The sequence below is a fragment of the Bacillus sp. 220_BSPC genome, from assembly GCF_001054655.1.
Taxonomy (GTDB): Bacteria; Bacillota; Bacilli; order Bacillales; family DSM-1321; genus Peribacillus; species Peribacillus frigoritolerans.
In genome coordinates this window covers 56,409-75,877 of record NZ_JVPL01000320.1, presented here as the reverse complement: position 1 = coordinate 75,877, position 19,469 = coordinate 56,409, and the positions used below count along the sequence as shown (strand labels likewise).

Here is a 19,469-nt window from a genome sequence, read left to right as displayed (position 1 = left end):
AATCAAATTTTTTACTCCTTTTGTCTACAACTGGAACACCGTACGGTATGGAACGGTGTTTTTTTGTTTAAATGTCGAGATCGAATATTTCAGGTCTATCAATGAAAGGAGCTTCAACGATCATTTTTTCTTCTGAAATGGGATGGATGAATTCGATTTTCCTTGCATGCAGGGCTTGACGTGGAAATGTCTTTTTTCCGCCATACAATGTATCTCCGGCCAATGGGTGGTTTAAATGACTGAAATGCACCCTGATTTGATGGGTTCGGCCGCTTTCCAAGGTGCAGCTGACGAGCGTCAAGTTTTTCTTGGGATCTCGGTTGAGCACCCGATAGTGGGTGACTGCTGTCTGGCCTGTAGGGGAAACCCTTCTTCTCGTCGCATGGTGGCGGTCGCGGCCAATTTTTTCTTTGATTTCTCCTTCATTCTTTTTAATGTTTCCTTCGACTAAAACTAGGTAAGTCCGCTTGATTTCCCTCTCTTCCAACATTCTGTCCAGCATGGACCCAATAAGGCGGTTTTTGGCAAAAAGGACGGCACCGGTGGTATCTTTATCAAGCCTATGAATATGCTTGATCATACAGGTCTGGCCGGTTTTTTGAAGATGGTGCGCGACACCATTGAGGAGGGAGTGTGCTTCACCGGGCTGAGAAGGATGGGTATCCATTCCAGCCGGTTTATTGGCTATCAACAACACATCATCTTCATATAAGATGGAAATTCCTAAGTCTGCCGCTTGTACTGTTTCATTTTCAGCGTGATCTAATAAGGGGATGCTGATCGAATCTCCTTCATTAAGGATAGCTGACCATGCGACGGAATTCCCGTTCACTGTAACTTCTTTACTCATTCTCCATTCATGCACTAATTTTTTCGGGGCCTGCCAACGCTCCCTAAAAAGCTTTTCAATTGTTAATCCATTCCAACTTTGGAGAACATCAATTATTAAATGTTGGTTAGTTATTCTGAAATTTTCCAATAAAAACCCCTACTTTCGACTGCTTTGGTTTTGATTAAATGAAAAAAATATATAATAATTAAGAATTAGTCATGAAAAAGTAACCTTGGACCTATTGATGAAATTTCCGTGGTGGAAATTACCACATATTTTTTACAATATTTATGTTATTCTAGTGAGAAAGAAATCGCTTGTCCTAGAATATACATATAATAGATAGGTCTAACGGATCTGAAAAAAGGTGGTTTTTTTAGTGAAGACGGTCTTTTCTTCAACGGAAGAACAAGAGCAAGAAATAGCGAGTCTCGTTTCTCGTTTCTACGAATCTGTATTTCCCAAATACTTTACGGAAAGTGAAATCCTTCATTTTCGCGAGATTGGCGTTTTAAAGCCCAATCAAAGTTCTGTTACTTACTTGGCAACATTAAGAGACGCATTTCAAGTAATGACATGTCTTCAAGTCCTTATGTCGATATTAGACAAACAAAAGAGAGAAGATTTTATGGAATCTGAATCTGAAGAATTGTTCCAACATAACATCACTCTATTGAATGAATGCGGAATATTCTTCCCCTTTTATTATGACCATTTTTCAAGTATAAACCATGAAGCGAATAATGAGATGCAGATGATGGACATCCAGGTGGCGAATCAATATTTAGTATAAGGCAAAAAAAATGAGCCGGCTATAACGGGAGAAGCATTTCCGTTAGGGCCGGCTCATTTTTTCCATCCTTAATTAATATCGTGGTCTTTGAACCATTTCTCGAACGTTTCCTCATCATTATAGCCAACGATCCGTTCTTGTTCTTTGCCATTATTATAGTGAACGATGGTCGGTGTGCTTTTGATGCCATAATCGCTCCATCCTTGTTCAAACTCCAAAAGATTGTATTGAACTAGATCGATTCCCAGCTTTTCTGCCAAAGGAGCCACGATTGGCGTGGTTTTTTGACAATGCGGACACTCAGGACTATAGAAGTAAACGGTCACATCTTCATTATCCTGGAGGTCCTGCTCCAATTCTTCCGGCAGGATCAAGTTTTGATAATTGGGATCATCCAGCTGATCGACAGTAGCGGGTTTAAGCTTATCCTTACCGTATGGATTTCCTTTTGATTTTTCTTCTTTTTTCAAGTTTGTAAAAACGCCCAGCAGGACAAATATCGCGACGATTATCACTAAAAATATAGCCATTTTCTTCATTAAGCTGCAACCTCCTTGGATCTTGTCCATATGATGTAACTGCATATGAAAATAATGATGAATGCAGTCAAGGCTAGGAACGGGATGGTGATGAAACCAAATACGTTTATATATTGACCTGTACATGGAACCCTTCCGCATGCAAGGGTGTGGTCAGAAAAGAATGAAACCTTTTGTATCAAGTAATGGTACGTGGAAATGAATGCACCGATAGCGGATAATATCATCGTATAAAAGCTGATCCAATAATCTTTTCGAATGATTGCAATTCCTAATATGATCGTAAAAGGATACATGATGATCCGCTGATACCAACAGAGCGCACAAGGTTCGTATTGCTTGATTTCAGAAAAATATAAGCTTCCAAACATCGCAATGATGGAAGCAGCCCAGGCTGCAAATAATAAGTTTTCCACACTGCGTTTTGTATTGTTCATGGTTCCTCTTCCCCATCTCTTTATACTCTCATGAAAAGTATAGTATGTTAGGACCGCGTCTGTAAAATATATATTCTTTTAAAGGACATTCAGAATGTTTTTATTTGAAATCAGGGGGTAGGTTCAGTTGTTTTAATTTTTGAATAAGGGGTATAATTCTTATGGAAGAGATTAAAGGAGTCTGAGGAAAATGCCTAATTTGGACCTGCATAAATATGAAAAAATAATGGAAATACGTAATATGAGGCTAGGAGACATAGATGAAATAATTGCTTTGCAGTCGAGTTGCTTTCCGGGAATGGTTCCCTGGAAGCGGGATCAGCTTGAGAGCCATCTGGCGATTTTTCCAGAAGGGCAGTTTGTGGCTGAATATGATGGAAAAGTGATTGGCTCATGTTCCAGCCTCATTATTAATTTTGACGAATATGATGACCGCCATACATGGGATGATGTAACCGATAATGGGTACATCACGAATCATAATCCGGACGGTTATAATTTATATGGAATCGAGGTCATGGTCCATCCTGAGTTCCGCAGGATGAAAATTGGTCAAAGACTATATGATTCACGGAAAGAACTTGTTGCCCACTTGAATTTAAAAAGCATCATTATCGGGGGCAGAATCCCCAATTACCATAAACATGCGGAGGAACTGTTACCAAGGGAGTATGTGAAGGAAGTTCAATTGCACAAAATATATGATCCGGTTCTTTCGTTCCAGCTTTTAAATGGGTTTACGCTTATGAGGATCAATCCGAATTATTTGCCGGACGATTTGCAATCCAATAAGTATGCTACGCTCATGGAGTGGAATAACGTTGATTATCAGCCGAAAACAAAACGTTATTATAAAACATCGGAACCGGTACGGATTTGCGTCGTGCAATACATGCTGCGTAAAATCGATTCATTCGATGACTTCGCTAACCAAGTCGAGTATTTCACCGACGTTGCTTCGGATGCCAATGCGGATTTCGCCGTGTTCCCGGAATTGTTCACAACCCAGCTGATGTCTTTCTTGAATGAAAGATCACCAAGCTTGGCTGTCAGGAAACTGTCGGATTTCACGGAGCAGTACATTGAATTGTTTACCACTTTAGCTGTAAGGTATAACGTCAATATCATCGGCGGTTCCCATTTCGTTAAAGAAGATGATGATAATATCTATAATATCGCTTATTTATTCCGTCGCGATGGGACGATTGAGAAGCAATATAAAATTCATATTACACCGAATGAAAGAAAATGGTGGGGTATTAACGCAGGTGACCGCGTTCGTGTCTTTGATACGGATTGTGGAAAAATCGCCATACAAATTTGTTATGATATTGAGTTCCCGGAACTCGCCCGGATTGCGACCGACATGGGAGCCAAAATCATATTCACCCCATTTTGTACAGAAGACAGGCAAGGCTACCTGCGAGTCCGTTATTGTGCCCAGGCCCGTGCCGTGGAAAACCAAATTTATACCGTCATTTCCGGAACGGTCGGAAATCTCCCGCAAACGGAAAATATGGATATCCAATATGCCCAATCGGGAATCTTCTCTCCATCGGATTTCGAATTTGCACGTGACGGCATAGTCGGGGAAACCAGCCCGAACCTTGAGATGGTCCTGATTGGCGATGTGGATTTGGAGATCTTAAGGCGGGAGCGTCAGTCCGGTACTGTAAAGCAATTGAAAGATCGCCGCCATGATATTTACCATCTGCATTACAAAGATGGCGGAAAATAGGAAGAAAACAGCTCGTGATGTGAAGAACACTGGATTAGGTTCTTTTCATTACGAGCCTTTACTTCATTTATTGGAATAAATATGATAATTTTGTATATGTAAGGCAGATACATAATAATTACAAATAAGGCGTTTGGGAGGAGATGTTGGAGATGGATTGGAAATCTTTATACACTACTTGGGCAGGGTACCAGAATTTAAATGGGGAATTACGTGTCCTCCTTGAGGAAATGCAGCAGGATGAAGCACAACTCGAAGATGCCTTTTATAAAAATCTAGAGTTTGGAACAGGCGGAATGCGTGGGGAAATCGGCGCGGGAACGAACCGGATGAATCTTTATACTGTAAGGAAGGCAACGGTTGGGTTGGCTCAATATATCTCTTCGTTTGGGGTAGAAGCAAAAGGAAGAGGGGCTGTGATCGCTTATGATTCGAGACATAAGTCCCCGGAATTTGCACTCGAAGCAGCTAAGACCTTGGCTACATTTGGGGTGAAGGCTTATTTATTCGATGAATTGCGTCCAACTCCAGAATTGTCATTTGCGGTTCGCGAGCTGAATGCTTTTGCTGGAATCGTCATCACGGCGAGCCACAATCCGCCTGAATATAATGGTTACAAGGTTTATGGGTCAGATGGGGCACAATTGCCACCGGAAGCAGCGGATCAGGTGATCAGCTATGTGAATGCCATTGAAAGTGAGCTTGAAATTCAGGTTGAAGAAGCTGAAGTCCTTAAAGGGCAGGGCCTCATCGAAATGATTGGTGAGGAATTGGACGCTGCCTATAATCGTGAGCTGCTGACGGTTCCCGAGAACCCGCAGCTTGCCGAGGAAATAGATGTGTCAATCGTCTTTACGCCGCTTCATGGAACGGCAAATAAATCAGTCAGGCGGGCACTGCAAAGCTTAGGGTATCAAAATTTGCATATCGTTAAGGAGCAGGAATTGCCGGATCCGGATTTTTCGACAGTTCAGTCTCCGAATCCAGAGGAACCAGCTGCATTTGAAATGGCCATCGAGCTTGGAAACAAGGTCGAGGCGGACTTATTGATAGCAACGGACCCAGATGCCGATAGGCTTGGAATTGCCGTTAAAAACGAGATGGGTCAATATGTTGTCCTGACTGGAAATCAAACAGGTGCACTTTTCCTGGACTATCTACTGTCCCAGAAAAAAGAGAAAGGAAAGATTCCCCAAAATGGAGTCGTCTTAAAAACCATCGTCACTTCGGAAATCGGGCGGACGATTGCCGAGTCATATGGCTTGAAGACGGTTGATGTACTTACCGGGTTTAAGTTCATCGCCGAGAAAATAAATCAGTATCATGAAAGCGGGGAAAGTAGCTTCTTGTTCGGATATGAAGAAAGCTACGGTTATCTGATTAAAGACTTTGCACGTGATAAGGATGCCATTCAAGCTGCAGTGCTTGCTGTCGAGGTTTGTGCCCATTATAAAAAGCAGGGATTGACACTATATGAAGGATTGCTGAATGTGTTTGAAAAGTACGGCTTTTACTTGGAAGGATTGCGTTCATTGACTTTAAAGGGCATTGAGGGAGCAAAACAGATTCAAGGAATATTGAATCAATTCCGTCAAAATCCTCCTTCCCGAATAGCTGGCATTCCGGTAGTCATTGAAGAAGATTACCAAAGCAGCAAGAAGCGTACATTACTTTCAAATGATGTAGAATTGATCGAGCTTCCGAAATCCAATGTATTGAAGTATTTCCTTGAGGATGGTACATGGGTTTGCCTGCGTCCTTCAGGCACCGAACCGAAAATTAAATTCTATTTCGGTGTCCAAGGTAAATCAATGCAAGAAGCTGAGTCCAAGTTATCGGGAGTCATGGAAGATTTCATGAGCAAGATTGAAGCATTGGTTTAAATGTATGAAAGCTAAACGAAAGACTTCTTCGGTCTTTCGTTTCAGTTTGTACAAAAGGGGTTCGGAATTAAAAATTCCGGACCCCTTTTAAAATTCCCTTTTTAAAGCGTCGTTCATAATTTTTCCCGAACGTTGAGAAATGAGGTGCTTTATTATGGAAACCCATAGCCTAAGAACCAACGGTAAGCCATATTTATTTCAACTTCTTCAATCGTTTTACGCATGGAACGAATACTGAAGGTATATTGAAGAACGTCAGTTTTTAACTAAAATACCTGGATCAATACTTGGGCGTCCTACCGCTGAATACATTTCTATCACCAAGTCATAAATAAAAGTTAAGTCAATGGAAGCCTCCATTTTACGAACCAAATGATTCGCCGGCACCAGTTAATCTAAAGTAATTATTTCAAGTTGATCTCGCTGATTAGAATGATGTTTCGAAAGCATCCTCATCACCTCAAGTTTTAATACACAGGCGCAAGTGTGCCGAGGGCGGACCGCCCGCGGAAAGCGTGGCCCTACGTTCCAATCAACGTCAAAATTTGTACAAGCAAAAAAAAATGTAGACAAACTCGATTTTCATCGAGTTTGTCTCTGAACGAAAGACTTCTCGGTCTTTCGGTTTTTTATTATGGCAATTTTTAGTTGAATGAAAAATCAAAATTCTAGGAAAATCCGTTTCGGTTTTGGTATACTGTATTGGCGACTGATCTCGGAAAACAACGGGAATAATGGAGGTTTAATTCATGAAATTAGTAATCATTAATGGTTCACCACGTAAACAAGGGCGTACGGGGATTGCCTCACGCTACATATCCAAGAAATTCGGAGCGGAACTTATTGATTTAAGCAATAGCGAAATCCCTTTATATTCAGGTGAAGGTGAGCAATATCAATTGGAAGTGATTCAAGGTCTCCGGAAAAGCATCGAGGAAGCTGATGGCGTAATTCTGACCACTCCGGAATATCATGGTTCCATGAGCGGAGCCTTGAAAAATGCCTTGGATTTTTTAAGTAGTGAACAATTCACACATAAACCTGTCGCTCTATTGGCTGTCTCCGGCGGAGGAAAAGGCGGGATCAATGCCTTGAATTCAATGAGGACAGTGGGTCGAAGCCTTTATGCAAATGTGATCGCAAAACAATTGGTTCTGGATCCGCATTGCTTCGATTACGAAAATGATGGTTTATTTGAAGAGTCTGCGGTACTTGTTGAAGGTATGATCGAAGAGCTTAAAATGTATGCAACTGCATATACTACAATGAAAAAATGATGAAATGAGGGTCAGGTATTCAATACCTGACCCTTCCTTGTTTTTATAGGGTTTCACCAGCCAAAGTTATATCCCCGATAATTAATCCTCTTGTATAAATTTTCCCGATTTGCAAAAACTATAGTTGATTTTAGCTTGGAAGTTCACTTAAATAATCACTTGTTTTTTCTGCCGCATGATCCAGATAACGAAGCAGTGCATACAGTTGGGATTGAACGATTTGATAATCATGCTCAAACCTGTAAGCGTGCAAAAAATGTTCTATTTTTTTCGAAAGAAAGTGATCTTTCGTTCGAACCATCAATACTAACAAGCTGTCCCAATCAGAACGGTGTGTGTGAAACAATGCCTGATCATAATCCGCAATCCTCATGTTCTTCTCCCCCTTAATAAGGAGCTATTTGTATTTTGTTCAGATCTGACAGAACATTTCCTTACAATAAGTGGCGATGTATTTGGACCGCGGTTGTTGCTTTTTACCTGAATAAAAATAAAAGGTGAGTACATGAGAAAAATAATGGTAATTGGAATATTGGTGCTTCTTTTTTTCCCTGAACCATCGCTGGCGGCAGAAGTGTATTCCCCTGAACAGCTGGAAATGGATTTGCAAGGAATTCAAAAGCAATATGGATTGGACGTTCAAATAATCGGACAAACTGAAAAGGGGAAAAATATAAAGGCAATCAGGTTAGGGAAAGGAAAAAAATCGATTTTGCTGGTGGGGTCACATCATGGACGGGAATGGCTCAGTTCCATACTTTTAATGCGCATGCTTGAAGAATATGCAGCCGCCTATCGAGCGGGCAAACCTGTCGGGGAATTTCCGTCGGAATCATTTGATGAAGTGAGCATCTGGTTCATCCCGATGCTGAATCCAGATGGCGTGAGCATCCAGCAAGGAGATTTATCCAATTTAAATGTTCTTGAAAAGGCTGCAGTATGGAAAATGAACCGATATAGCAGGAATTGGTCCCGATGGAAAGCCAACGCTAAAGGCATTGATTTGAATAGGCAATATCCGGCTGGATGGAAAGAAGTCATGAGTCATGAAACAAAACCGACGTATCAATTTTATAAAGGCGGACAACCACTGGAAGCAGCTGAAGTAAAAGCGCTTACGGATTTCACGAAGGAGATCGATCCCCTTATTGCTGTTTCCTATCATACCTCAGGAAGGGAAATCTTTTGGCATTACAAAAATAAACGGAAAAATATGGCGAGAGATTATGGGATTGCCAAAAAGACTGCCGAAATGACTGGGTATGAACTGACCTTTCCGGAGAAAGAAGCGGTAGGAAGCGGATTTACTGATTGGTTCATAACTGAATTCAGCCGCCCGGGAATGACGATTGAACTTAGTTATTTAGTGGATGAAACCAATCCGCCGTTGACTGTGTTTCCTGAAGAATGGAAGAGGAATCGATTAGTTGGAATCATGCTTGTAAAAGAAGCGAAGCAGCTGCATAACAACTGAACATTTTTACATAATAATACTAAGCGGAAAGTATGAGGAGGAAAAGATTTTGAAAAAAGTCATCGTGATGCTAATGGGGATTTTTTTAATCATACAAGCAGGATCCATTTCAGCACAGGCCCAAAAACCCGATTACGAAAAATACGGAAAGATTGCGATTACGATAGTGCAGGCAGATTATCCTGAAGTTGAGATTACCGACTACGAATATAAGGGCAGAAAAACTGTAGCGAAAAATCTCGTCGAAGACGATTTCAGATTTTTGGTCGAGGATAAAGGTCAGGAGTTCAATGTCATCGTTACCGTACAACATGATTGGAAAAATGAAAAATTACTTAGTTTGAAGGTCACGGAGCAAAAAGGAAAGTGAGATCAGGACAAATTCCAGGTAGGCATCTTACCGAACATCTTCACTTCGAGAAGATGTTTTTTTCTGATTTCTTTTAAAAGTTGTCCGGAAAAGGGGATAACGGATTCGTAATTAAAAGAAAGTGATTCCAATATGGTCAGCTGCCATGAAGTTTTCATTGCATTTATGAGCAGCTAACCAGTATAGTTAGTATCAGATTGAAACAATAAGCTTGATTGTAGGGGTAGTAGAAAATGAGAAAGTTTAAGAAAGTTTATGTGGAAATTACGAATATATGTAATTTGAAGTGTAATTTTTGCCCAAGTTCCAGCTTGCAAAGGACCCTGAAATTCATGGATCCTGAAGGGTTTACGGAAGTTATCAAGAAAATCAAACCACACACCGATCATATTTATTTTCATCTGATGGGTGAACCGTTTTTAAATAAAAATTTGGGTACATTCCTGGATATCAGTGCTGAAAATGACCTGAAGGTTAATATTACAACGAACGGTACTTTGATTCAAAAGGTCAAAGACAAGCTGCTCTCCAAAAAAGCCCTCCGGCAGGTGAATATTTCACTTCATAGCTTTGAGGCAAACGATACGACCAATAGTCTTGACTCTTATGTCAGTAATATTGCCGATTTCATAAATGAAGCAAATGAAAAAAGTGAAGTGATTTGTGCCATTCGTTTATGGAATATGGATACGGCTGAATTAAAAGCGAGTAATGGCCTGAACGATGATATTCTGAGCATGCTGGAGGAGAAGCTTTCATTGGACATTCGCTTAAGTGATGCTCTTCAGCAAAAGAATAATATTAAGTTAAGGGACCGGGTTTATATAAACATGGCCGAAAAATTCGAGTGGCCGGAATTGGACCGTGACATTATCGATGAAAATATTTTTTGCTATGCTCTTAGAGATCAGTTAGGTATCTTGGTGGATGGTACAGTCGTACCTTGTTGTTTGGATAGTGAAGGGAAAATACCGCTTGGAAATATATTCGAAACATCACTTGAAGACATTTTAAATGGTGAACGGGCTAAAAATATGTATGATGGTTTCTCAAGAAGATGTGCAGTTGAAGAATTATGTAAACGGTGTGGCTACGCAAAGCGTCATAAAAAATAAATAGAGGAAAATAACGGAGTTCATTTCGTGGTTTCAGACTGTAGACAAACTTGATGAAAATCAGTTTGCCTGCAGTTTTTTTATTGGAAAATTTCAGGTGATTGCAGAAATCCGCTCCCTTTCCGCCGATTGTCTGCCAAGCCGCATCAAAGCAAGCGTCTGAGGGGTCTCGGCTAGCAGGTAAATTCGGCAGGAGCGTCGCAAATTTCTTCAATCCAACGAGATTAGGCAATAAAAAAACATGAAAGATAATCAAGTTTATTTTTATCTTGGTTCAGGGCGAGACAATCCGAAACTCCTTTTGTCGAAAAAGTGATGGAACCCCCAGACTGTAGACGAATTGGAGAAGAGCCAGTTTCCCTACAATATTTCTTTTGAAAAAAGTTCCAGTTGATTGGAACGGAAGGTACGAGACTCCAGCGGGAAAAGCGTGTCGAGGGAGGCCCCGCAGTCGCAAGGAGCGCCAAGGGCGGACCGCCCGCGGAAAGCGAGTGCCTGGAGTGGAAATCATTACACATACCCTCTTTCAGAAATCCGCTCCCTTTTAGCCTACTGAAAACCATCCTCGTACTCCGAACCCCATCTTATTTCGCCAAGCTGAAACCATGGAGTCCATCTCTGGTTTTTTTGTGCTTGAAGGACATTGCCACCATCTTATTATTAAAAATTCAGAATATTATTGTTTTATTAAAAGGACCGTGATAAAATACTCACTATTATTAATGAAGTTAATACTTCATATTGTCATATAAAAAGTATTGGATTCATATCTTGCTTCAGAGGGGATGTTTTATGGATTTACAGCAAAAAGTTAAAGAAGTATTCCCTGGTTTATCTACTGGTCAAAAAAAGGTAGCAAAATACTTGTTGGTGCATTCACATACATTTGCAGTCACTTCAGCTCAAAAGCTCGGAAAAGACATTGGGGTGAGTGAAACGACCATCATCCGCTTTTGCTATTCATTGGGGTTAAGCGGATATGCAGAGCTTCAAAACCTTATTCGAAATCAGTTGATATACGAGAGCAGCAGTTTGAATGAATATCATTCTTCAAAACTTGAAGCCGCGAGTCAGCCAAACTTCATGGCTCAAGTAATGGGGCAGGATATCATCAGCATCGAAAAGACCATGAAAAATTTATCAAATGAAGATTTCGCCAAAACAGTCGATAAATTGGCGGCAGCTGACAATGTTTTGATATCCGGACACCGTTTATCATTTTCGGCAGCACATTGGTTAACCTTTACACTTAGGCTTGTTAGGGAAGAGGTTCATTTATATCGGCCTGATACTGATGATATATTTTTAATGTTGAATAAAATGACTGAAAATTCCGTTTTTGTAGCCATTTCTTTTCACCGCTATGTTAAAGAGACTGTGAAAATAACGGAAATGGCCAAAAAAGCGGGTGCATTTGTAATTGGGGTTACGGATTCCGAACTGGCTCCGATTGCGGAATACACTGACATTTTATTGCCCATTTCAACACCAAGGACTTCCACGATCGATACGGCACCAGTGTTATTCTCATTATTGAATAGTTTAGTAGCTGGTGTATCGATTAAGGATGAACAAGGATTCAAAGAAAGAAAAGCTATATATGATGCGTTCAATCAAGACGATTATTTCTTTTGAGATAAAACATCCATCAGTTGGTGAACAAGCCCATTAAACCGGTATATAAGGGGGAGATAGAAATGGATATCACACAAACCATCGAAAAATTAAGGCCGCGTATACTCGATATTTTTGACCATTTACACGCAAATCCAGAAACGAGTTGGAATGAGGTGAATACAACAGCTTTCATTTCAAATATTTTAACGGGGAATCAGTGTAAAGTAAAAACATTCGAGGACTGTACAGGTGTGGTTGGCGAAATCGGGGATGGGGATTTCACGGTCGGATTACGATCGGATATCGATGCGCTTTGGCAGGAGGTGCAAGGGACGTTTCAAGCCAATCATTCCTGTGGACACGATGGTCATATGACCTTGGCACTTGGAGTATTTCTTGTATTGAAGGAAATGGGCTTTCGTCCAAGAGGCAAGCTGAAATTCATTTTCCAACCTGCTGAAGAAAAAGGCACGGGCGCCTTGAAGATGATTGAAGAAGAAGTATTGAATAATGTCGATTTCCTTTATGGAGTGCACTTAAGACCGGTTGAGGAAGTGAAAGATGGGCAAGCGGCGCCAGCCATTATGCATGGAGCCGCTCAGTTCATTAAAGGTGAAATAGCGGGAACTGATGCGCATGGAGCCAGACCGCATCAAGGGCAGAATGCCATCGAGATAGGAGCGGCATTCATCACCTTGTTAAATGGAATCCATCTCAATCCGTCCATCCCTTATTCCGTAAAAATGACGCAGTTTTTTGCTGGCGGCGAAAGTTCCAATATCATCCCGGGGAGAGCCACTTTTTCATTGGATTTACGGGCACAGGATAATGCAGTGATGAAAGAGCTCACCAAAAAGGTGGAAAAGGTTGCAGAATCTTTGGCCATTGTCCATGGAGTCGAAGTGAAACTCGAACCGGGAACCTGTGTTGCTGCAGCAACCGTGAACGATCAAGCACAGGAAATAATGTCTGAAGCGATAGCCGATACACTTGGGGAAGAAAATTTGGTAGCGCCTGTCATTACAACAGGAGGAGAGGATTTTCATTTTTATACGTTGAAAAGACCTGAACTCAAAGCGACGATGCTTGGATTGGGCTGTGATTTGGCACCAGGGCTCCATCATCCGAACATGACATTCAACAAAGAAGCTTTGTTATCTGGAATTGAAATCTTAGCCAAAGCCATCATACTCACTTTCGAGAAGTATGGAGGGGAGGGCCCCTTACATGACTGATGAATTCATCATCAAATCCCTATCCGCACTAGAGGATTTACAAGAAGTGCAGCGGCTGGAAGCCCTTGTATGGGGCATGGATTGCGTTCCCATCCATCAGACGATTACAGCAGTCAAAAACGGCGGGCTTGTATTAGGCGGCTATATCAATGGCCAGTTAGTCGGGTTTCAATACAGTTTCCCGGGATTCAAGGACGGAAGGGGATATCTTTGTTCACATATGTTAGCCATCCATCCGGCCCATCAAAAGAAGGGCTACGGCAGATTACTTAAACTTGCACAAAAAGAAGAAGCACTCAAAAAGGGCTACGACTTGATCACATGGACATATGATCCATTGGAAAGTGTGAATGCAAACTTGAATATCGGTAAGCTAAAAGCTGTATGCTCTACATATATGGAAGATTGTTATGGAAATATGAAGGATACCCTCAATGAAGGACTTTCCACTGATCGATTCATGGTGGAATGGAATATACGGCAGGAAGCAAAGGACGAGACTCCGCTTCCTGATAAAGCCATACACATCGTAACGACAGGAATGAATGACCAAGGCTTTCCTTATATCAAGGATTATCATTTCGAAACCAATGCCGAGGTGATCGCCATCCCCATTCCGACGGATATTCAACAAATCAAAAAATCTGATCTTCACCTTGCGATTGATTGGCGGTTAAAAACCGGTGAATTATTCAAAGCTCTTTTTGCCAAAGGATATGTTGCTGCCGGGATCGAACGGGAACAAGGTGAAAACATTCAAAACTATTTATTAAAAAAACAAGAATAAGAGGGGAATCGGGATGAAAATAACGGAAGTGCGTTTACGTCATTTAAATATGGATTTGGTAGCTCCCTTTACAACAAGCTTTGGAACGTTTGTGGATAAGGAGTTCATTCTTGTGGAAGTGAAAAATGGAGAGGGACTTTCAGGCTGGGCTGAATCTGTGGCATTTTCAGCACCTTGGTATAACGAAGAAACGATAAAAACCAATTGGAACATGCTGGAGGATTTCCTGATTCCGGTTGTATTGGATAAAGAAATAGAGCATCCTCGTGATGTATCGGATATGTTCTCGCATATTCGTAAAAATAATATGGCAAAATCGGCAATCGAGGGAGCCATCTGGGATTTATACGCAAAAGAAAAGAATATCCCTTTAAGTATGGCTTTAGGCGGGGAGCTGGAAAAGATCGATGTTGGGATCAGTATCGGCATCCAAAAAACGGTACCTGAATTACTGGCAAAGATAGAAGCTGGATTGAAGGATGGGTATAAAAGAATCAAAATGAAAATTCAACCAGGTTGGGATGTTGACGTAATCAGGGAAGTGCGCAATCTATATCCCGATATTCCGATAATGGCAGATGCAAACTCCGCTTACCGGCTGAAAGACATTGAATTACTCAAACAACTTGATCAATTTGATTTAATGATGATCGAGCAGCCTTTGTCATCGGATGATATTGTCGATCATGCCACATTACAAGCGGAAATCAAAACACCGATTTGCTTAGATGAAAGTATACATTCCGTCGAAGATGCGAGAAAAGCCCTTGAATTGGGAAGCTGTAAAATCATTAATATTAAGATAGGCAGGGTTGGCGGTTTAACGGAAGCTATGAAAATACACGAATTATGTAAAGAAAGGAATGTACCGGTTTGGTGCGGAGGCATGTTGGAATCTGGTGTGGGGCGTGCCCATAATATCGCATTGACAACACTTGATAACTTCACGATGCCTGGTGATACGGCAGCATCCGCGAATTATTGGCATAAAGACATCATCCAACCGGAGGTTACAGTGAATGATGGGGTCATAACCGTTCCAAAAGCGGCAGGCATTGGCTATGAAGTAGATTACACTGCGGTCGATGAATTCACTTCCTATAGTAAAAGATATACAAATAAATAAGAGTTGAATTAAAGGACCTCCCGGCTTCATGGGCAATCGCCCGTTAACTTGAAGCTGGGAGGATAATGATGAAAGGAAAGATATTCTCATAACTTAAATTGTCAGAATAATCATATAATTAAGGTGGTATTAGATATGAAAAACAGTATAAATCTTGGAGGAGCATATATTGGAATCATCATTGGAGCAGGTTTCGCTTCAGGACAAGAAGTGTTACAGTTCTTCACGAGTTTTGGAATCTACAGTGTATTGGGAATTGTGGTGGCGACAGTTTTATTCGCGTTTTTGGGCATGCAAGTTACCCAGTTGGGGAGCACTCTCCAGACACGTTCCCATAAAAGCATCATCGATCATATTTGCGGCCGCTATATAGGCAGGGTGGTCGATATTATCATCACATTTTTCTTGTTTGGCGTTACAGTCATCATGATTGCCGGCTCAGGAACGATTTTTGAGGAACAATTCGGGATTCCAAGCATGGTCGGTGCAATCGTCATGACGGTGCTCACGATCGGTACGCTTTTACTTAATGTTAATAAAATAATGTCCATCATTAGTGCCGTCACACCGTTTTTATTCGTTATCATGATCATTATTTCAGGTTATTCATTTTTCACATCCAATCTAAGTTTCAATCAAATCATTTCATCTTCAAGTAAAGGAACGGCTGCTACCGGAAATTGGTTGATGGGTTCATTACTTTATGTTTCATATAATATGACTGCCGGAATTGCCATGCTGGCCGTAATGGGCGGGACCTTCAAGAATAAGAAACAGGCTGGAATGGGAGGAATCCTGGGGGGGATCGGATTGGGGATCCTGTTATTTTTGATTAATATGGGGATGATGTCCGACTTGAAGGGCATAGAAGGCTCTGGTATGCCTACCCTTCATTTAGCGAATCAGATTTCTCCATGGTTGGGATTTATCCTATCAATCATCCTTTTAGGAATGATTTATAATACAGCTGTCGGGATGCTGTATGCATTCACCGCCAGGCTGGTGCCTGCGGAAACGAAACGATTTAAATTATCCGTGATTATAGTCGGGATTCTCGCCTTCCTTGCAAGTTTCGTTGGCTTTATTAAATTGGTTGGGACGGTATACCCAATCACAGGATACTTAGGTTTTGTCATCATTGCAGCGCTCATCATTTCCTGGGTCCGTTCAAAAATGAAAAAAGAGGCTGTGAATCCGGAATTAGCGAAATTTTAATATCAAAGGGATTGAGTGCAGAACTGCATGAAACATTTGGCCTGACATCTTCTTCATGGAGGTGTTTTTTTCTGTTATCGAGGACCTTTACTCATGATCACGGCATTTTTCCTCCTTTTTTTCATACATTAGTTTAAAGGCGGAAGACAAGGGGGATATCGGATGAATGAAGCGGAGCAAAAGGCTCTGGAATATGCCATTAGTGAAATTACAGAAATAGCAACGGGGTTCGGGTTGGATTTTTACCCGATGCGCTATGAAATTTGCCCTTCAGAAATCATTTATACATTTGGTGCCTATGGGATGCCGACCCGTTTTTCTCATTGGAGCTTTGGAAAGCAATTTCATAAAATGAAGCTGCAGTACGACTTTGGATTAAGTAAAATCTATGAACTGGTCATTAACTCTGATCCTTGTTACGCTTTTCTGCTGGACTCCAATTCACTTGTACAAAATAAATTGATTGTTGCCCACGTTTTGGCGCATTGTGACTTCTTTAAGAATAATATACGTTTCAATAATACCAAGAGGGATATGGTAGAAAGTATGTCGGCAACGGCAGAAAGAATCCGTGAATATGAAATCCTGCATGGCAAAAAGGAAGTGGAAACCTTCCTCGATGCACTTTTAGCCATTGAGGAACATATCGATCCGTCGCTGATGAGACCGAAGCTTGCCTGGACGATGGAAGATGAGGAAGAAGAAGAGGAAATAAAACCGACTGCCACACAATACGATGATTTATGGAATCTTGATAATAAGGATAAACCGCAGAAATCCAACATTAAAAAAAGAAAAAAATTCCCGCCAAGGCCAGAAAAGGATATTATGCTTTTCATAGAACAGTACAGCAGGGATTTAACCGAATGGCAGCGGGATATCATGACGATGATCAGGGAAGAGATGCTATATTTCTGGCCGCAGCTGGAAACGAAAATCATGAACGAAGGCTGGGCATCCTACTGGCATCAGCGCATTATCCGTGAATTGGATCTATCCTCAGGGGAAGCGATTGAATTCGCGAAACTGAACGCAGGTGTCGTGCAGCCTTCACGGACCAGCATCAATCCTTATTATCTAGGCTTGAAAGTGCTTGAAGATATTGAAGAACGCTATGATAATCCGACCGAAGAAATGATCAGGCTCGGCGTCAAGCCAGGATCTGGCCGGGAAAAGATGTTCGAAGTCAGGGAAATCGAATCGGATATTTCCTTTCTCCGCAATTATTTGACGAAGGATCTTGTCATGCGGGAGGATATGTACCTTTTCCAAAAGCAGGGGAAGGATTATAAAATCGTCGATAAGGCATGGGAACATGTACGTGATCAACTTGTGAGCATGAGGGTTAACGGAGGTTTCCCTTATATCACAGTTAACGATGGGGACTTCATGCGTAATGGGGAACTTTATCTAAAACATTGGTATGAAGATATTGAGCTGGATCTGAAATATCTCGAAAAAGTCATGCCATATATCCATCAGCTTTGGGGGCGCTCCGTGCATATGGAATCAGTCATAGAAGGAAAAGAAGTCCTGTTTTCTTATGATGGAAAAGGCATTCACCGGAAATATTTATAAAGTTGATAAAACTGCCGGTCACTCGGCAGTTTTCTTGTTTCAAGCACTTTTTATTCGTATAGTGATCCTTTCTATAAAAAAAAATATTTGTAATTTGCAACTATTGATGTTATAAATCAACTAAGAATATTAAAAAATCATTTGGCAAACGAAAGGGGAAAGGCATGATCATTCGTGAAGCGATGGAAACAGACTTGGAATCGGTCAAAGATATATACAATCAAGGGATTGAGGATAGAATTGCCACGTTGGAAACGGAAACGAAGGATCAAGCCTACATGGAGGAATGGTTTGCCAAGCATATCGGGCGATATAAGCTGATTGTCGCCGAGCAAGATGGGGAAATTGTCGGTTGGGCTTCCTTGAATCCATATAACAGTCGTGATGCTTATAAAGGGGTTGCCGATTTATCCGTTTATATCTCAAGAGATCATCGTGGAAAAGGGGTTGGCGGTTTATTGCTGCAATCCATCGAAAAGCTCGCAAAAGAAAATGCCTTCAATAAAATTGTGTTATTCACTTTTCCCTTTAACCAGATGGGGCAAGGATTGTACAAAAAACGGGGGTATAGAGAAGTGGGAGTGTTTAAGAACCAGGGAATTTTAGACGGTGAATTTGTCGATGTGATGGCTATGGAGAAATTACTGTAAACAATTAGGGGGTAAGAGGATTATGACAGTTAACCATTCAAGCGTATTGTCTGTTGGCTATTTTGATGCCTATTTCAAGCTGGTTTTAGCTTCTCGTGAACCTGTGGTGGAAAAGGCAAAAGAATTCATTAAAACCAACTTTTTTAAAGGCGAAGCGTGTTATTATGGCGAGCAAACTCACCGAAATTTCACGACGGCTTTTAACAAGCTAAAAAAATAAAAGAAAAAATAGTTGAATCGAATAGTTGCAAAATGCAAATAATTAGCGTATAAATAAAGTGAGGTGAAAGTAATGGAAAATGAAAACCTTAGAGGTCTCTTCCAACTCTTAACTAGACGTTTTGGATTATTGAATAAAAATTGCTGCAGCGCTGATGGAATTGAGGTATCCCTCGTTCAAAGCCATATCCTGTATGAAATAAACCGACAAAATAAGGCTTCCATCCAGCAAATTGCAGAAACATTGGGAACGGATATTACGACGTTCAGTCGACAAATCCAATCGCTAATAAAATTGAATTTGGTCACTAAAACACCTGATGCAAAAGATCGGAGAATTTCTATCCTTTCTTTGACCGATGAAGGCGTGAAAATCAATCAAACCATCGATCAGCAAATGAATGATTATTTGAATGAAATCTTCAAGACGATGAATGAGTTTGAAAAGGAATCCGTCGTGCGTTCCCTGAAATTGCTTAATGATAAAATGCTGAAGTCTTCCGTATGCTGTACTACTCCTTGGGGGTAGTATAATTTTCGATAATACTTGTAAATTACAACTTTTTAAAGGGATTTAGGAGGGA

At 41.0% G+C, this 19,469-nt stretch carries 20 protein-coding genes and 1 pseudogene; 16 read left to right on the top strand and 5 right to left on the bottom strand.

Annotation, left to right across the window (positions count from 1 at the left end):
- Positions 1–67: 67 nt before the first annotated feature.
- On the bottom strand, positions 68–979 hold the full coding sequence (locus ADA55_RS26950) for an RluA family pseudouridine synthase (RefSeq protein WP_226990557.1): 912 nt from the start codon (positions 977–979) through the stop codon (positions 68–70).
- A gap of 232 nt (positions 980–1,211) precedes the next feature.
- Here ADA55_RS26950 and ADA55_RS26945 point away from each other — a divergent pair, with 232 nt between their 5' ends.
- Positions 1,212–1,625: a DUF5365 family protein gene (locus ADA55_RS26945; protein ID WP_048689759.1), complete on the top strand. Its 414-nt coding sequence runs from the start codon at positions 1,212–1,214 to the stop codon at positions 1,623–1,625.
- 68 nt (positions 1,626–1,693) lie between these two features.
- Here the strand turns inward: ADA55_RS26945 and ADA55_RS26940 are convergent, their stop codons facing one another.
- Both ADA55_RS26940 and ADA55_RS26935 read right to left on the bottom strand, forming a co-directional pair.
- A complete protein-coding gene (locus ADA55_RS26940; protein WP_048689755.1) occupies positions 1,694–2,164 on the bottom strand; it encodes a thioredoxin family protein in 471 nt (156 codons plus the stop codon).
- Complete coding sequence (locus ADA55_RS26935) at positions 2,164–2,601, bottom strand: disulfide oxidoreductase (protein WP_048689750.1); 438 nt, start codon at positions 2,599–2,601, stop codon at positions 2,164–2,166. Before ADA55_RS26935 ends, ADA55_RS26940 begins: the two co-directional genes overlap by 1 nt.
- A 190-nt stretch (positions 2,602–2,791) precedes the next feature.
- Between ADA55_RS26935 and ADA55_RS26930 the strand changes: the two genes are divergently transcribed.
- On the top strand, positions 2,792–4,339 hold the full coding sequence (locus ADA55_RS26930) for a carbon-nitrogen hydrolase family protein (protein ID WP_034315073.1): 1,548 nt from the start codon (positions 2,792–2,794) through the stop codon (positions 4,337–4,339).
- Positions 4,340–4,491: 152 nt separating this feature from the next.
- Complete coding sequence (locus ADA55_RS26925; protein WP_048689746.1) at positions 4,492–6,222, top strand: phospho-sugar mutase; 1,731 nt, start codon at positions 4,492–4,494, stop codon at positions 6,220–6,222.
- Positions 6,223–6,322: 100 nt separating this feature from the next.
- On the opposite strand, the pseudogene ADA55_RS29000 reads toward ADA55_RS26925, so the two are convergent.
- Positions 6,323–6,612: pseudogene (locus tag ADA55_RS29000) on the bottom strand (transposase); the annotation flags it as partial.
- Positions 6,613–6,971: 359 nt separating this feature from the next.
- Here ADA55_RS29000 and ADA55_RS26920 point away from each other — a divergent pair.
- Positions 6,972–7,499 (top strand): NADPH-dependent FMN reductase, encoded by a 528-nt coding sequence (locus ADA55_RS26920; RefSeq protein WP_048689743.1) that lies wholly within the window; start codon positions 6,972–6,974, stop codon positions 7,497–7,499.
- Positions 7,500–7,629: 130 nt separating this feature from the next.
- Here the strand turns inward: ADA55_RS26920 and ADA55_RS26915 are convergent, their stop codons facing one another.
- Positions 7,630–7,872 (bottom strand): YhdB family protein, encoded by a 243-nt coding sequence (locus ADA55_RS26915; RefSeq protein ID WP_048689737.1) that lies wholly within the window; start codon positions 7,870–7,872, stop codon positions 7,630–7,632.
- A 132-nt stretch (positions 7,873–8,004) separates the two neighbouring features.
- Here ADA55_RS26915 and ADA55_RS26910 point away from each other — a divergent pair, with 132 nt between their 5' ends.
- The 12 genes from ADA55_RS26910 to ADA55_RS26855 all read left to right on the top strand — a co-directional run bounded on the left by ADA55_RS26910 (position 8,005) and on the right by ADA55_RS26855 (position 19,414).
- The gene (locus ADA55_RS26910; protein WP_048689734.1) at positions 8,005–8,973 is read left to right on the top strand and encodes a M14 family zinc carboxypeptidase; all 969 of its coding nucleotides are present in this window, start codon (positions 8,005–8,007) and stop codon (positions 8,971–8,973) included.
- A gap of 49 nt (positions 8,974–9,022) precedes the next feature.
- Positions 9,023–9,343 carry a DUF3889 domain-containing protein gene (locus ADA55_RS26905; RefSeq protein ID WP_053087474.1) on the top strand — a complete coding sequence of 107 codons (321 nt, stop codon included), beginning with the start codon at positions 9,023–9,025 and terminating at the stop codon, positions 9,341–9,343.
- 233 nt (positions 9,344–9,576) lie between these two features.
- Complete coding sequence (locus ADA55_RS26900; protein WP_048689732.1) at positions 9,577–10,458, top strand: radical SAM/SPASM domain-containing protein; 882 nt, start codon at positions 9,577–9,579, stop codon at positions 10,456–10,458.
- 792 nt (positions 10,459–11,250) lie between these two features.
- Positions 11,251–12,093: a MurR/RpiR family transcriptional regulator gene (locus ADA55_RS26895; RefSeq protein WP_048689729.1), complete on the top strand. Its 843-nt coding sequence runs from the start codon at positions 11,251–11,253 to the stop codon at positions 12,091–12,093.
- A gap of 68 nt (positions 12,094–12,161) precedes the next feature.
- Entirely contained in the window at positions 12,162–13,310 is a 1,149-nt protein-coding gene (locus tag ADA55_RS26890; protein ID WP_048689922.1) for a M20 peptidase aminoacylase family protein, read from the top strand.
- Positions 13,303–14,097, top strand: coding sequence for a GNAT family N-acetyltransferase (locus tag ADA55_RS26885; protein WP_048689727.1), 795 nt, complete (start codon positions 13,303–13,305; stop codon positions 14,095–14,097). The genes ADA55_RS26890 and ADA55_RS26885 overlap by 8 nt, the downstream gene beginning before the upstream one ends.
- A 13-nt stretch (positions 14,098–14,110) precedes the next feature.
- Complete coding sequence (menC, locus tag ADA55_RS26880; protein WP_048689724.1) at positions 14,111–15,223, top strand: o-succinylbenzoate synthase; 1,113 nt, start codon at positions 14,111–14,113, stop codon at positions 15,221–15,223.
- Positions 15,224–15,358: 135 nt separating this feature from the next.
- Positions 15,359–16,438: a membrane protein gene (locus ADA55_RS29920; RefSeq protein ID WP_048689721.1), complete on the top strand. Its 1,080-nt coding sequence runs from the start codon at positions 15,359–15,361 to the stop codon at positions 16,436–16,438.
- Positions 16,439–16,600: 162 nt separating this feature from the next.
- Entirely contained in the window at positions 16,601–18,016 is a 1,416-nt protein-coding gene (locus ADA55_RS26870) for a SpoVR family protein (RefSeq protein ID WP_048689718.1), read from the top strand.
- A gap of 164 nt (positions 18,017–18,180) precedes the next feature.
- Positions 18,181–18,666, top strand: a complete 486-nt coding sequence (locus ADA55_RS26865) for an arsinothricin resistance N-acetyltransferase ArsN1 family A (protein ID WP_048689716.1) — start codon at positions 18,181–18,183, stop codon at positions 18,664–18,666.
- Positions 18,667–18,688: 22 nt separating this feature from the next.
- A complete protein-coding gene (locus ADA55_RS26860) occupies positions 18,689–18,886 on the top strand; it encodes a hypothetical protein (RefSeq protein ID WP_048689713.1) in 198 nt (65 codons plus the stop codon).
- A gap of 72 nt (positions 18,887–18,958) precedes the next feature.
- On the top strand, positions 18,959–19,414 hold the full coding sequence (locus ADA55_RS26855) for a MarR family winged helix-turn-helix transcriptional regulator (protein ID WP_048689710.1): 456 nt from the start codon (positions 18,959–18,961) through the stop codon (positions 19,412–19,414).
- Positions 19,415–19,469 lie beyond the last annotated feature (55 nt).

Excerpts from the sequence above, each read along its gene's own strand:
- ADA55_RS26885 (WP_048689727.1), top strand. The coding sequence starts at position 13,303 with ATGACTGATGAATTCATCATCAAATCCCTATCCGCACTAGAGGATTTA.
- ADA55_RS26935 (WP_048689750.1), bottom strand. The coding sequence starts at position 2,601 with ATGAACAATACAAAACGCAGTGTGGAAAACTTATTATTTGCAGCCTGG.
- ADA55_RS26855 (WP_048689710.1), top strand. The coding sequence starts at position 18,959 with ATGGAAAATGAAAACCTTAGAGGTCTCTTCCAACTCTTAACTAGACGT.
- menC (WP_048689724.1), top strand. The coding sequence starts at position 14,111 with ATGAAAATAACGGAAGTGCGTTTACGTCATTTAAATATGGATTTGGTA.
- ADA55_RS26920 (WP_048689743.1), top strand. The coding sequence starts at position 6,972 with ATGAAATTAGTAATCATTAATGGTTCACCACGTAAACAAGGGCGTACG.
- ADA55_RS26930 (WP_034315073.1), top strand. The coding sequence starts at position 2,792 with ATGCCTAATTTGGACCTGCATAAATATGAAAAAATAATGGAAATACGT.
- ADA55_RS26865 (WP_048689716.1), top strand. The coding sequence starts at position 18,181 with ATGATCATTCGTGAAGCGATGGAAACAGACTTGGAATCGGTCAAAGAT.
- ADA55_RS26915 (WP_048689737.1), bottom strand. The coding sequence starts at position 7,872 with ATGAGGATTGCGGATTATGATCAGGCATTGTTTCACACACACCGTTCT.
- ADA55_RS26870 (WP_048689718.1), top strand. The coding sequence starts at position 16,601 with ATGAATGAAGCGGAGCAAAAGGCTCTGGAATATGCCATTAGTGAAATT.
- ADA55_RS26860 (WP_048689713.1), top strand. The coding sequence starts at position 18,689 with ATGACAGTTAACCATTCAAGCGTATTGTCTGTTGGCTATTTTGATGCC.
- ADA55_RS26900 (WP_048689732.1), top strand. The coding sequence starts at position 9,577 with ATGAGAAAGTTTAAGAAAGTTTATGTGGAAATTACGAATATATGTAAT.
- ADA55_RS29920 (WP_048689721.1), top strand. The coding sequence starts at position 15,359 with ATGAAAAACAGTATAAATCTTGGAGGAGCATATATTGGAATCATCATT.
- ADA55_RS26925 (WP_048689746.1), top strand. The coding sequence starts at position 4,492 with ATGGATTGGAAATCTTTATACACTACTTGGGCAGGGTACCAGAATTTA.
- ADA55_RS26910 (WP_048689734.1), top strand. The coding sequence starts at position 8,005 with ATGAGAAAAATAATGGTAATTGGAATATTGGTGCTTCTTTTTTTCCCT.
- ADA55_RS26895 (WP_048689729.1), top strand. The coding sequence starts at position 11,251 with ATGGATTTACAGCAAAAAGTTAAAGAAGTATTCCCTGGTTTATCTACT.
- ADA55_RS26940 (WP_048689755.1), bottom strand. The coding sequence starts at position 2,164 with ATGAAGAAAATGGCTATATTTTTAGTGATAATCGTCGCGATATTTGTC.